Source organism: Leptospira semungkisensis (assembly GCF_004770055.1).
Classification (GTDB): Bacteria; Spirochaetota; Leptospiria; order Leptospirales; family Leptospiraceae; genus Leptospira_B; species Leptospira_B semungkisensis.
Genome location: NZ_RQEP01000018.1, coordinates 573,073 through 586,607, shown reverse-complemented (window position 1 = coordinate 586,607; position 13,535 = coordinate 573,073). Strand labels below are relative to the sequence as shown.

Annotated in this window: 12 protein-coding genes; 7 read left to right on the top strand and 5 right to left on the bottom strand. The window is 43.4% G+C overall.

Annotated elements, in window-relative coordinates; all coding sequences use genetic code 11:
- Positions 1-111: 111 nt before the first annotated feature.
- Positions 112-558: a DoxX family protein gene (locus EHO59_RS14080; RefSeq protein WP_135589063.1), complete on the bottom strand. Its 447-nt coding sequence runs from the start codon at positions 556-558 to the stop codon at positions 112-114.
- A 405-nt stretch (positions 559-963) separates the two neighbouring features.
- On the opposite strand from EHO59_RS14080, the gene EHO59_RS14075 reads away from it, so the two are divergent.
- The gene (locus EHO59_RS14075) at positions 964-2,103 is read left to right on the top strand and encodes a DUF819 family protein (RefSeq protein WP_135589062.1); all 1,140 of its coding nucleotides are present in this window, start codon (positions 964-966) and stop codon (positions 2,101-2,103) included.
- A 30-nt stretch (positions 2,104-2,133) separates the two neighbouring features.
- Here the strand turns inward: EHO59_RS14075 and EHO59_RS14070 are convergent, their stop codons facing one another.
- From EHO59_RS14070 to EHO59_RS14055, 4 genes are all read right to left on the bottom strand, one after another.
- A complete protein-coding gene (locus EHO59_RS14070; protein ID WP_135589061.1) occupies positions 2,134-2,556 on the bottom strand; it encodes a retropepsin-like aspartic protease in 423 nt (140 codons plus the stop codon).
- A gap of 120 nt (positions 2,557-2,676) precedes the next feature.
- Positions 2,677-3,315: a Holliday junction branch migration protein RuvA gene (gene ruvA, locus EHO59_RS14065; protein ID WP_135589060.1), complete on the bottom strand. Its 639-nt coding sequence runs from the start codon at positions 3,313-3,315 to the stop codon at positions 2,677-2,679.
- Positions 3,316-3,326: 11 nt separating this feature from the next.
- Positions 3,327-4,331, bottom strand: a complete 1,005-nt coding sequence (locus EHO59_RS14060; protein ID WP_135589059.1) for a hypothetical protein — start codon at positions 4,329-4,331, stop codon at positions 3,327-3,329.
- A gap of 80 nt (positions 4,332-4,411) precedes the next feature.
- Positions 4,412-5,518 carry an MBL fold metallo-hydrolase gene (locus EHO59_RS14055; protein ID WP_210413081.1) on the bottom strand — a complete coding sequence of 369 codons (1,107 nt, stop codon included), beginning with the start codon at positions 5,516-5,518 and terminating at the stop codon, positions 4,412-4,414.
- Between the two features lie 185 nt (positions 5,519-5,703).
- Between EHO59_RS14055 and EHO59_RS14050 the strand changes: the two genes are divergently transcribed.
- The 6 genes from EHO59_RS14050 (at position 5,704) to EHO59_RS14025 (ending at position 13,475) form a co-directional block, all read left to right on the top strand.
- Positions 5,704-6,645 carry a fatty acid desaturase family protein gene (locus EHO59_RS14050; RefSeq protein WP_135589057.1) on the top strand — a complete coding sequence of 314 codons (942 nt, stop codon included), beginning with the start codon at positions 5,704-5,706 and terminating at the stop codon, positions 6,643-6,645.
- Positions 6,646-6,657: 12 nt separating this feature from the next.
- Entirely contained in the window at positions 6,658-9,780 is a 3,123-nt protein-coding gene (locus EHO59_RS14045) for an efflux RND transporter permease subunit (RefSeq protein WP_135589056.1), read from the top strand.
- A 332-nt stretch (positions 9,781-10,112) separates the two neighbouring features.
- Positions 10,113-10,844 carry a hypothetical protein gene (locus EHO59_RS14040; RefSeq protein ID WP_135589055.1) on the top strand — a complete coding sequence of 244 codons (732 nt, stop codon included), beginning with the start codon at positions 10,113-10,115 and terminating at the stop codon, positions 10,842-10,844.
- A 99-nt stretch (positions 10,845-10,943) separates the two neighbouring features.
- Entirely contained in the window at positions 10,944-11,870 is a 927-nt protein-coding gene (gene pyrB / locus EHO59_RS14035) for an aspartate carbamoyltransferase (RefSeq protein ID WP_135589054.1), read from the top strand.
- 10 nt (positions 11,871-11,880) lie between these two features.
- Positions 11,881-12,237, top strand: a complete 357-nt coding sequence (locus tag EHO59_RS14030) for a DUF2203 domain-containing protein (protein WP_135589053.1) — start codon at positions 11,881-11,883, stop codon at positions 12,235-12,237.
- An 11-nt stretch (positions 12,238-12,248) separates the two neighbouring features.
- Positions 12,249-13,475, top strand: coding sequence for an LL-diaminopimelate aminotransferase (locus tag EHO59_RS14025; protein WP_135589052.1), 1,227 nt, complete (start codon positions 12,249-12,251; stop codon positions 13,473-13,475).
- Positions 13,476-13,535 lie beyond the last annotated feature (60 nt).

Below are 13,535 nucleotides of genomic sequence, written 5' to 3'. Positions count from 1 at the left end.
TGGGAAACGGATGTGCTCTGGTCGGCTTGATGAATGGAAGAAGGAGATCCTACAAAACAAAAAGGCTCCCAAAGGAGCCTTTTCCATAACCGAATTTGGTTGGATGGGAAATTAGAGATAAGATCCCAAAAGAAGGTCGAGAGAGTAGGCTCCCCCTCCAGTGATTGCAAGTGCGATCGCAAGACCGATGGCGAGGATATGGAATTCGAATCCTTCTCCTTTTTGAGCCCCTTGCCAGTTGATAAAGAATCCGTGTGGCTTATGTGCGATCAGAGCTGCTCCCAGCATGATGATCCCAATAGAAATTGCAGAGAAGCGAGTGATAAGTCCGAGGACCAGGGCAACTGAGCCCAAGGATTCGCCAATAATCACTAGAAATGCGACAATTCCTGGTAAACCTGCGGTTTGAGTAAAATATCCGTAGGTTCCTTTAAAGCCGTAACCGCCGAACCAACCGAGTAGCTTCTGAGCGCCATGTGGGAAGATGACCAATCCCAGGGTAAGTCTTAAAACCAGGGGAACGATATCGTTGCTGGTTGCGAGGAGTGTTTCTAACATAAAATTCTTCCTTTTGAATCTATTAATTTAGAGTTTAATAGTTTATTCATAAAGTATATTACTTTGAATATGAACTAATTCTTACAAGCTTTTTTCCGACCGGCGGTTGGTTTGGGGTTTTTTTCCCCACCCTGCATTGGGCGGGGGCTGGTCGGTGGTACCCCGGCCAGGCAATGCGACCTAATATCACAAATTTCCCTGGCTTTCCACCAGATTTTAGGTGCAAATCTGTGGGAACTCTTTCAAATCCCTATTTTAATAGAATTGATCCTTGTTCTAAAATATTGCACAGATCGATTCGTAAATTCGCTATAGCAGAATAAAATCTGTAATTATAGAGTGCGCGGAATTCGAATTCTGGATCTTATATCCAGATAGGTGGATTTTCCCTGGGGAATTTTTTAAATGTCTGATCCGATCTACATTCTTCTTAGCCTTGTATTCGTAGTATTTCTGTTCGGATTTCCTGCGATTGCGGAACATTTGGCTAAGCGTTTTCACTGGTTCGGGATTTTGGGGCCTGTGGTTCTTTGCTATATTGCCGGTATTCTTTTAGGGAATCTATTACCGGAATCCTTGCTTCCGAAGAAAATCATAGAGACAGTCTCTGAAATTTCCATCCCGATCGCGATCCCTCTTCTACTCGGGTCTTCTGATTTCTTGAAGGGGATTAGAGAAGCGAAGCCTGCCTTGTTTTCTTTCTTCTTATCCTGTCTCTCCGTAAGCATTGCTTCGATTGCAGTGGGACTTTCCTTAGGATATTTGCATCCTGAATCTTCTAAGATACAAGGGATGCTCGCTGGGTTGTACACAGGAGGAACTCCGAACTTGAATGCGATCGGTCTCGCCTTGGATACAAATCGTTCTACGATTGCGTTGGTAAACACTGCGGATGTGATTACCGGCGGGGCATATCTTTTATTCTTATTGAGTTTTGCCAAAAGCGTATATTCAGTTTTTTTAAAACGAGAAGAAGAAATTGTCCCCTCTCCGGACGAAGATTCTTCTGTTGATGCTTTTCCAAAAAGCGCGGTGCTTCGCGGCTTTCTTGGAATTGTTTTGGCGGTTTTTGGATTTGCGCTTTCTATAGGAGTGTCTTTAGGGATATTCGGTGCTATGTCTGCGCCTTTCATTCTTTTGGGAATCAGCACATGGGGGATTGGGATTTCCTTCTCCAAGAAAGTAAGAAATCTGAATACATATCCGGTGGGATATTATTTTATTTTAATATTCTCCGTTGCTATCGGTTTCTTGGCGGATCTTAGAGCGCTTGTGGAACATGCACCGAATGTGTTTTTGATCCTTATTGCTACATTGTCCGGCTCGATCCTGCTTCATCTTTTATTCGGAATTATTTTTAAGATCCCAGTGGATACTTGGATTATCACTTCGGTTTCGAGTTTATATGGGCCGGCCTTTGTTCCTTCGGTAGCAGCTGCTATTGGAAATAGGGGAGTGCTTGTGCTCGGAATTCTGACCGGATTAATCGGTTATGCTCTTGGAAACTATTTGGGTCTCGCAGTGTACTGGGTCCTTTCGAGATAAGACATTTTTCGAGCAGTGAAGGATCTAAGATCAAGCGACCAAAAGATCGATCACCATTCTTCCATCATGCGCTGGGTTTCCTTCTAAGATTTGCTTTTTCGGATTTGGATATAGGTCCAAAGTTTCTAAAGCGAGATAACCGAGTAAGGGAGGAGTGCCGTTAGGAACCTCCATAATCTCCATATTGCATTCTCTATCCCAGATACGGATTTGAGCGGGAGAAAAGATCCAGGCCTCGACGGTGCCATTTGCTGTCAGGCTCAATCGTTTATAGAGTGGTTGCAAGCCCAGAGATTGAATCATGTTTGTCGGAAGGCAAACCATTGCCGCTCCGGTATCTACTAAAAATTCCAACGCAACTTTACGGACCTTCTCCTGAGGAAGTTCTCCCGTTTTGCAAGCTAATAGATCCAAGGTGTTTTCGATTTCGGCTTTCTGGTGAATTTTGCCCATGTGTATTTGTACCTCGCCCGAAACCTAAGAAATTTCCGAAGCGACGTCAAATGAAATCTTTATGTTTTTATAATATTCCCCGGAAAAGTGATTCCATAAATATTATAAATGGGGAGTAGCTTACAGATTCTTCAGTATTTCTCGGATCAGTTCTCCGGTGTCGGAGAAAGATTGTTTTTTCAGAGTCTTCTCCACTTCCTTGAGAGCGGATTTATCATCAAAACCAAGTTGGACCAAGGCTTGCACTGCAGTTTCTTTGAATCTATCTTCGGAAGAAGGCAGGCCTTTGGTTGCGATATCCGGAGGTGCAGATTCTCCAGGAGAAGCTTCCATGAAGAGTTCCAACTTCTTTAAGTTTTGCTTTACTTCAAAGAAAATCTTTTCAGAAGTTTTGGCTCTGACCTTCGGGATCTTTTCTAGATCTTTGGGTTCTCCGGAGGAAGCGATCTTATGCAATTCCCAAGGACTGAAGAAGGAAAGGACCTTGAGAGCGGTCATTTCTCCGATCCCATGGAGTCCCTTCATTACCTTAAAGAATTCTTTGTCTCTCTCCTGTAGGAATCCGAAAAGTTTCTGCCCTCTTTCTGTGATGGAATGATGGATATGGAGTCGGATCTCTTTTGCCCCGGAAGCAGACAATTCCTTTAATTCCCAATAGGTCTTAAAGGAAATCGTAATCTCGTAAGTGACTCCGTGCACGTCCAGATGCACGAAGCCTACTTCTAATTTTCGTATAGAGCCTTGGAGTCCCGAAATCATATTATGAAAACTTAAAAATTAATCCCTGCGGAAACGATCGTTTCTACAAAGCCGAAATTTTGAGAGGCTCTATTTCCGGCTCTTCCGTTTGTAAGAATGCTCGGCAAATCTATATAGCCTCCCTTAGCTCCAAATTCCATGAAGAAGGATTTGAATAAGTCCAGTCTTAGTGCGGAATAACCGGAGACCCCGTATCCAGAGAGGTGAAAGTGATTGTTCTTTCCTTCTCCAAATAGACGGACGTCGCTTCTGCAGATCACAGGACCTCCTCCTATGGAACCCACTAAGCTCAATGCATTTTCGCCATTGGGAGAAACCCAGAGAGAAGCAACATACCCTATATCTAAGAAGAAGTAATTGAGTCCGTCTGTGTGTTCGAATTTCAGTAAGTCGGGAGTAATATTGATACTTTCCCCGTTATGGAATCCTGCGAATTGATCCAAATGGTTCGGAAAAAGTAAAATATAAGGAGCCGATTCGAAAGAAGTCGCAAGCCTTGCTCTGTCGATCGCATAAGGGCTGATGTATCCGCTGATGTTTGCTGCCTGTCCTTTGGACATCACATACTTCATGTGATCCTGTCCGAAAGAGATAAACAAGTTGTCAGTGAGATAACGAGTGAACTTAAAATTGTACTGCGGGATCTCTAAGAGAGTGGGGTTTGCGTAAACACCCGGGTCGAATTTTTCGGGACGGTCCCTGGCGACCACATCCTTCAAAGTAAAATGATACCCAGGACCTCTGAAATTGATATCACTCTGCGTATAAGAATCGCGGTTGTAACCCCATTGAAATGACCAGCGGCCTTTTCTTTGATCGACCCTTCTTTCCGCTTCGGCCTTCTTTTTTAAGGATTCCAGCCTTTGCTCTTCTGCCTCCACTGAGGTGAGGGGAGTCGCCTGCTCTTCTCCTCCAACGGCGAAGACAGGAAGAGTGATCGCCGATAAGATTATTAGTAAAACATAATAAATTAATTTAGATATTTGGGTTTTTAAAATTTCTTTGTTTAAACGCATTTGGGGAGGCCTCCACAGCAGCCTGGTTCCATACCAGAATCCATAACCGAATTGGGGAGGCTATTTTTTTTCGGAACTGATTATAAATCGATCCCGCTTCCGATAGTCCAGGGAAGAATACGGACCCCGTCCTTAACTCCCCAGGAAATCCCAGTGTAAAGAGGATATAATCCTTTGATATCCGGAGATTCAGGAAACGCCAATCTTTGTCTGAGGTCTAGCAAGGGTTCTTGAGGAAGATCGTCTCCAAGAGGGAAGGTGCCCCAATGGATAGGAGCAAACGATTTCGCATTCAAATCCTTACTTGCAAGTAATGCTTCTTCTGGGCCGATATGTGCGTATTTCATAAACCATCTAGGCTTATAGGCTCCGATCGGTAGAAGCGCCAGATCGACAGGCTTTCCGAGTCTTTCGGAAATATTTTTAAAATGAGAAGAATAGCCTGTGTCTCCCGCAAAGTATACGATCTTATTCTGGGATTCGAATGCATAACTTCCCCAGAAATATTGATTTGTATCCGAGATTCCCATTCTACTCCAATGGTGGGCGGGAAGGAAGGTGATCTTAACAGAATCCTTTATCGTGGCCTGTCCTAGTTCCTGGGAAATAGTTTGCCCCAGATCTTCACTCTCTGAGAAGGATTTCATTCCGGAAGGCAATAGGATTTGCAATTTTGGATTCTTGTTCTTCAAGAATCGAAGAGTGTCCCGGTCTAGATGGTCTCGATGTGCGTGACTTACTACGACGAAGTCTACTTGGGGAAGTGCCTCCTTCGGTATAGGAAGCTTGACCAAACGAGTCACAAAAATAGGAGACTCGAAGATTGGATCCGTTAGCACATTAACAGTCTTTCCATTCTCTGTCGAGGAGATCCAAACAGTAGCATGTCCGAACCATACCACTCTAATCTTTCCTTCCGGAGCGATTAGATCCTTGGCAGTTCTTTCTAAAACAAGTGGAAGCTCTTCTGTTAAACCTTGTACAGTGGGCGGATCCTTAGGTCCAAAGAATTTCCATTTCATGATATCGATGGGAGACTTTCCTTGGAGCTGTTCGTCCGGATCTATATTATGATATCTTCCTTCTTTATAGCTGGGCGACTTGATTCTATCCGGATCTAACGGAAAACAAAAGGCAGAAAAGAATAAGGCAAGGGAAAGGATAGATGCTCTCAAGAAAAAACTCATATTGATGTTTTGGACCCTCTGCTCGATTCTTGGAGTCGATTTTTTTAGGAAAAGAAGAATTCAAAGAATCGTTTTTGGAAATTTGTAGGAGGTCCTACGAAATTTTTTTCCAAACCGACCGTCGTTTCCCATTTCTTTCTCAACAGGTGGTTGCAGAAAATTCGCCTAGATCTCCTTGTATCCCTATGGAAGCATCCCTTCCCATTCGAGAGCTACCTTATACATTGAATCGAAGATTGTCGGTTCTTATCCTTCTTGTATTCATAGGATTTCATTATATTCTTCCGATTGCTATCTCTTATTGGAGCGTTGATCTGCGGTTGGTTTGGCTATTTGCGATCTTCTTAGGGCCTCTTTCTTATACGTTTTGGAATTTGATCCATGAGAGCATTCACGGTAACTTCTCGAATGAAAGAAGTGTGAATCATTTTTGGGGAAGACTACTCTGTGTAGCATTCGGTGCTCCTTACGCTGTGCTAAAATCTAGTCATCTAATGCATCATAAATTCAATCGAGAACCTGGAGATAGAATAGAATTTTATGATCCTTCTTCTTGGAAACCTAGATGGATACAGAGTCTAAATTATTATTTTAGAATTACGATTGCGACCTATCTTTTCGAAGTCGGGACGGGACTATTATTTGCGCTTCCCGTTTCATGGACTAAGCCGATCTCATCCAAGATCAGCGAATATCCGATCGAAGAAGGTTTCTTTAAATGGATCTACAGGCCGGAAGTGTTAGGAGAATTGAGAAAGGATATGATTTGGGTGCTTCTCTTTTATATTCCTTCTTTTTGGTTGTTTGGAAAGAACTGGCTGATCCTTGTATTCGTCTTAATGATGAGGTCTTTCTTTATATCATTTTTTGATAATGCATATCATTACGGAAAGGAGATTAACGATAAGAATTCCGCGTACAACCTGACACTTCCTCATTGGGTAAGCGCGTTCTTTCTTCATTTCAACTATCATAGGATTCATCATCGATTTCCAGGGTGCTCATGGGATCGATTGCCGAAGATGATGCTTTCTTCGAATGAAACCTGGGATAAGAGTTTTATGAGACAGGCTTGGAGTCAGTGGAACGGACTTCTGGAGCCTGTTGATGGGAAAAATACTAGATAAAAAGAAAAAACTATGAGAACAATCATACAATCGTTTATTCACAATAGACTCTTCCTGTATTTGGGAATGGTCTTCATCGTTTTGGCAGGACTTGTTTCTCTCTTGGGATTGAGAAGAGATGCATTTCCGAATGTGGATATGAAACAGCTCGTAATCACTACGAAATTTCCGGGGGCTTCTCCCGCGGACGTGGAGTTACGGGTAACGTATCCGATCGAAGAAAAGATCAAGGAAATAGACGGGATTGATGAGATTCGGTCCTTCTCCCGTAACTCTGTCTCTGATATAGACGTTCGAGTCAGTCTGGACGAAAAAGATCCGGAGAAGGTGTTGAACGAAATCCGCAGAGCGGTAGACAACGCAATCTCCGATTTCCCTCTACAAGTTACCGAGAAGCCTAAGATCACAGAGAGAAAATCCGGTTCCTTTCCGATTATGGATTTTTCCGTTTATGGTGGAAAGGATGAGATCGAACTTCATACTGTAGCGGAATTTATCGAGCTGGAATTGGAAAAGATTCCCGGTGTGGCTCGTGTGGATGTATTCGGAAAACGTGATAGAGAATGGCATATTCTCGTAAATGCAAATCGACTTAAGCAATACCAGCTGGATCTTTCGGACATTACAAGGGCAATTCGATCTAGAAATATAAATCTTCCTGCCGGTTCCGTGGACTCCGAGGAGGCTTTCGATCTAAGGATAGACGGAGAGTTCAAGCATCCGTACGAGATCGGAAAAATCCCTGTAAGAACCAATGATATATTCTCCACCGTTCGATTGAGCGATATTTCCAGGGTAGAAGATACTTTCGAGTATCCTAGATTTCTTGCAATCGCGAATGGAAAGCAAGGCCTCATTCTTTCCGTTATTAAGAAAGAAAGGGCCGATGCGATTAATGTTGCGAACATGGTCCAAGCCCGTTTAAAAGAATTGGATCAAACATTCCCTGAGGGTATTAAGACATTTAAGCTAAACGATGAAGCGGCGAGGACGAGAAATCGTTTGAATGTTGTTTCGTCTAACGCGTTGATCGGGTTCTTGATTGTATTCGGAATCCTGTTTTTGTTCTTAGATTTCAGAACGGCAACATTGACTTCTATGTCTTTGCCTCTTTCTATGCTGATGACTTTTGCGGTCATTCCTCTCTTCGATGTTTCCTTTAATATGATCTCCATGATGGGACTCATTATTTCACTCGGGATGCTCGTAGATAACTCGATTGTGATTTCGGAGAATATTTATACGTATCTTGGGCAGAAGATGGACAGTGCTGCTGCCGCTTTGAAAGGAACAAGCGAGATGGTGATCCCGATCTTTGGATCTTATCTCACTACTGTTGCGGCATTTCTTCCGATGCTATTCATGTCCGGGATCATGGGTAAATTTATTTGGCAGATCCCTCTTGTAGTAATCATCGCTTTGACTGCGAGCTTACTAGAATCATTCCTATTTTTGCCGGCGAGGATCGCAGTCTTTGCAAAGAACCCTGAGGAATTGAAGAAGTCTTCCAAGTTCAGAAAGAGATTGGATGAATTCTTTCTCAGGATGGAGGATAAGTTTTCTAATTTCGTAGCATTTACGATTCGGAATCGATACAAATCCTTTTCCGTAATTCTTTTATTGGTAATCGGGTCTTGCGGGGCCATGTCCCAGATGGATTTTATCCTATTTCCGAAAGAAGACATTGAGATCTTTTTGATCAAAGCGGAATTCTCTCCTTCTTCTCGTATCTTCCAAACAAGAGATAAGATGAAATACATGGAAGATATTTTGAAGAAGATCCCTAAGGATGAATTGGTAAGTTATTCCACCAAAATAGGTGTCCAGCAAACAGATCCTGATGATCCTCTGTCCAGATTCGGAGAGAACTTAGCTGTGATCATGGTCTATCTGACTCCCGAATCCAAGCGGAAGCGCAAGGCTTCGCAGATTCTCGCTTCGATTGAAGATGATATACGTAAGACTCCTGGGTTATCTGACGTGTATTTAGAGGAAATGGCCATGGCTCCTCCGATAGGTGCTCCGATTACGGTAGGTATATTAGGAAAAGATTATGATGTGCTGAAGAAGGTTTCCGTGGATCTTCAGAATTTCCTAAGAGGCATTAAGGGAGTTCATTCTATTCGGGATGATTATCGGAATGGACGCAAACAAATGTACATCCAACTCGACGAGGGACTGGAAAGTTTTACTGGAGTTTCCACCTTCTCCGCGGCAAATCTTTTGAGAACTGCATACGATGGGGAAAGAGCAGGAAATGTGCGACAAGGAAAGACGAAGATCTATCTGCGAGTCATGTATGATAAGAGCTTCCGGAAAAATCCAGAAGAAGTGAAGGGCGTCCCTCTTAGGAATAAAGCTGGTAATATTACGAATCTTGCAAAGATCTCTAAGATGGATCTGAAGGATTCTCCTGAGCTTCTTTCTCACAGGGATTTTGAAAGAGCGATCACTGTAAACGCTGATATCCGCTCCGAATCCGGAACTACTGCCCACGAGGCAAATCAAAAGGTCGCGAACGAATTCAAGCCTCTGATAGAAAGACAATATCCGGGAGTTTCCATAGTTTTCGGAGGAGAAGAAAAGGATACTCAGAGATCCATGGCTTCTTTAGCCAAGGCGGGAATTCTAGCGTTAGCCGGAATTTTCATGATCCTCGCGCTTACTCTTCAGAACTTCTGGAGACCTTTCTTGATCCTGAGCACAATTCCTCTTGGGATCGTGGGTATCGTGCTTGGATTTCCTCTGTCCGGAAAAGCGATCAGCTTTCTCGCTATGATCGGTATCATCGGTCTTGCAGGGGTGTTAGTGAACGCATCCATCGTTCTTGTGGATTGTATCGATTCCATAAGCAAAGGATCTAAAGAGTCGTTAGACGAGATCCTTTTAGAAGCGAGCCGGAGAAGGTTCCGTCCTATTCTTCTGACCACATTGACCACAGTTGCCGGATTATTGCCGACTGCTTATAGCATAGGAGGATCCGACCCGGTTTTGATTCCAATGACTTTGGCTCTCGGTTGGGGACTTGGATTCGGAACTCTGGGAAGTTTACTCTATGTTCCGGTAACACTTTCGGTCTTCGCCGATATTCGCTCTAAACTGGGAATAAAATCTAAGAAGGTAGTTCATCACTAAAAGTGGGAACTGTTTGATTGAAGGCGGCCCCCACCCAATCTCGCGATCCGTAGAGAGCGAGATTCCCGGAAGGGTTGCCGAACAGAGTGAAGCAAAATTGAGTCCAGTCTAGAAGTAAGGCGGCCCCCACCCTCATCGGGTGGTGGAGGTGGGTCCGCAGTGGGAGAAGCTCGCGATCTCACTATCACAAAATCCGAATTCCCGCAAGCATGAATCGAGCATGTGGGAACTATTTTAATTTTGTTGCTTATTCTCTAACGCTCAATCTTCCCCGCTTCGAAAAGAGAGAACTAGATTGACTCTCTTTCGAATTCCAAAGATAAGAAGATGTTTTGCGGACAGCAGCGTACAGAACCATTCTGACTCTTTCTTTTCTGATCGTAGTCCATTGCGATTCTCGACCTAGAAATATTAATACTATACTCAAGGATCCTTCCATATCGGAGAATGATGGAAATTCCAAGGCAAAGATCTTAGAGTTACAATTCTCCGATTTCGAAGAGGATACGTTTACAGATCATGATCTAAAGGGAAAATTTTCTTTGGCTCCGATTTCTTCTTATCCTTCATCGGGAATGAAAGGGACTTCGGATCAAAATGCATTTGAATCTAAGATTATTCTTTCCGATTCGACATATTCTCTGCCGTTACCAAATGGAAAATACGAAGGAGTTTTGGAGATAGAATATAAGAGGAGGAAACTTTTTGGTGCTATGGTGTATGGAGAAATGCAGATCTTCTTCGGTAAGAAAGAAAATTTGCAAGAGCAAACTTCGGACTCTTGCGTTTCCGTTCCTTCTTCCTCTAATGAAAAGTTCCAGTTGAATTATATTTGTCCAAGTTTGGATTCGGATCGTCCGATCGCTTTGCAGATAAGCTTAGTAAAGAATACAAAGATACGTTGGGGAATCAGCGGGCTTTGGTGGACTACTTTAGCAGGAGTCTCGATTTGGTCTTTGGCTTCTTCTCCATTGGGATTAATCGTAGTCGGATCTGCAAGAGGAGGGGTCTTTCTTGTTCCCATCTTTAAGTATCAGGAATTGGGTTTGAAGAAGCTTCCTTAAAATACCAAGGATCAGCCTTTAGAAAAGTCTTTTTTAAACTTACAATATCCTTTCGAATTCTCTTGCCTCTAGTTCCTACCGAATCAATCTGACCAGAAAATGGCGTACGAGCATAAAAATATTCTAGATACGGACCAATTCTCCAAAGCGGATCTGGACTTCCTTGTAGAAAGGACCAGAGAAATGGAACGTTTAGTGGAACAGAACAAAGCGTTTGGGATCTTGGAAGGCAAACTCTTGGCCTCTTTATTCTTCGAGGCTTCCACTCGCACTAGACTTTCCTTCGAGGCCGCTATGGAAAGATTGGGGGGAAGGGTAATCTCCACAGTAGGATTCCAATTCTCTTCCATCTCTAAGGGCGAAACCTTGTACGACACTATGAAGATGATAGAAGCTTATGCTGATATCGCGGTGATCCGTCATCCTGTAGAAGGTTCTTCTCGTATTGCCGCCGGGGCAGTCAAGATCCCTGTTATCAATGCGGGTGATGGAGCAGGACAGCATCCTACCCAAGCTCTCCTCGATCTATACACGATCATTTCCGAAAAAGGAAAACTAGACGGTCTTACTCTTGCATTCATCGGTGATCTGAAGTATGGACGGACGATACACAGTTTGATCAATCTTCTTCGACATTATAAAGTGCATCTTTATCTGATTTCTCCTCCGGAACTTTCTCTTCCTGATTCCTATAAGAAAGGACTTTCAGGTTTTCCGATCACTTTCGAAGAATCTGATGATATTAAGAAAGTTTGGGAATGCGATATCGCTTACGTGACTCGTATCCAAGAAGAAAGATTTCCCGATCATAAAGAATATGAAAGATTAAAAGAATCTTTTAAGTTGAATAAGGAACTCATTCTTGCATCCAAGAAAGACACCACTGTATTGCATCCTCTTCCGAGAGTGAATGAGCTCTCTACAGATGTAGATGATCTACCGAATGCAGCCTACTTCCGTCAGGCGAAATACGGTGTGGTGAGTCGAATGACTTTGCTCTGTCTTTCTCTTGGAGTGAATTTCTAAACGGTTCTCAATGGAACGTAAGATCTGGACATACGAAGACGCTCGCAAGATCCTGCCTTATGTCAGATCGATTACCGAAGAATTTTATGAAGAGGTCGGTAAGGTCCATAAGGAATTAAAAGAAGGATTGTACCAAGAGAACGAGTTAGAAGCCAGAGAAGCAAAGGTCGAAGAGCTTCTAATGGATTGGTCTTCTAAGATCAGAGACTTGGGCATCGAGGTCAAAGGACTTTGGCTCGTGGATTTCGATAACGGCAAAGGTTATTATTGCTGGCACTTGGGAGAAGAGGATCTGCTCTTCGAACACGGTTATGACGAGGGCTTTTCCGGAAGAAAACCGATCCGGGACATAGACGACGAGGATTAAAAATAATTAATATGGCAAATATCAACGAAAATTATCTGAAATTGAAAGCGGGATACTTGTTTCCCGAGATCGCAAGAAGAGTAAAAGTTTACTCCGAGAAAAATCCTTCTGCAAAGATCATACGCTTGGGGATCGGAGACGTTACTCTTCCATTGGCTCCTTCTGTAGTGGAGGCTTTGGTTTCTTCTTCCAAAGAAATGGGAACTCTGGAGGGTTTTCATGGATATGGTCCGGAACAAGGATATTCCTTCCTTTTGAAAGCGATCGCAGAGAATGATTATGCTCCTTTGGGAGTAAAGCTGGATGAGTCAGAGATTTTCGTGTCCGATGGATCCAAATGCGATTGTGGAAATATCCAAGAGATCTTTTCCCAAGATGCTAAGATCGCGATCGGAGATCCGGTTTATCCAGTATACGTCGACACGAATGTAATGGCGGGAAGAACTGGAGAGGCTGGACCCGACGGAAGATATGCCAATCTGATCTATATGCCTTCCACCAAAGAGAATGGATTTCAACCTGATTTTCCAAAAGAAAGACCGGATCTGATTTATTTATGTTTTCCTAATAATCCAACAGGGACTGTTGCATCTAAAGAATCCTTAAAGGCTTGGGTGGATTACGCTAAGAAGAATAATAGTATTATCTTATTCGACTCCGCATACGAGGCATTTATCTCCGAGCCTGGTGTTCCACGTTCCATTTACGAGGTAGAAGGTGCAAGAGAGGTAGCGATCGAATTCAGATCCTTCTCCAAGACTGCCGGGTTTACCGGATTACGTTGTGCTTACATTGTGATACCTAAGGAATTGAAGGGAAAAACCAAAGACGGACAAGAAGTTTCCATCGGATCTCTCTGGAGCAGAAGACATACCACCAAGTTCAACGGTGTTTCCTATGTGACCCAGAAGGCGGCAGAAGCAATCTATTCTCCTCAAGGTAAAAAAGAGATCCGAGCAAGCATCGATGCTTATATGAGCAATGCAAAGGCGATCCGAGAAGGTTTGCAAAAGGCTGGTTACGATGTATTTGGCGGAGTGAACGCGCCTTATATCTGGCTCAAGACTCCGAATAATCTCAGCTCTTGGGATTTCTTTGACCAACTCTTGGACAAGGCCCAAGTGGTAGGAACTCCAGGTTCAGGTTTCGGACCTGCTGGGGAAGGATACTTTAGACTTTCCGCCTTCGGTAAGAAAGACGATGTGATTGAGGCAATCCGCAGGATCAGCGCTCTTTAAGATCAAAAGAGAAGGGGAGGCTGGCATTAGAGTCCGGTTTTCTCCTTCTCCCCAAAAAGG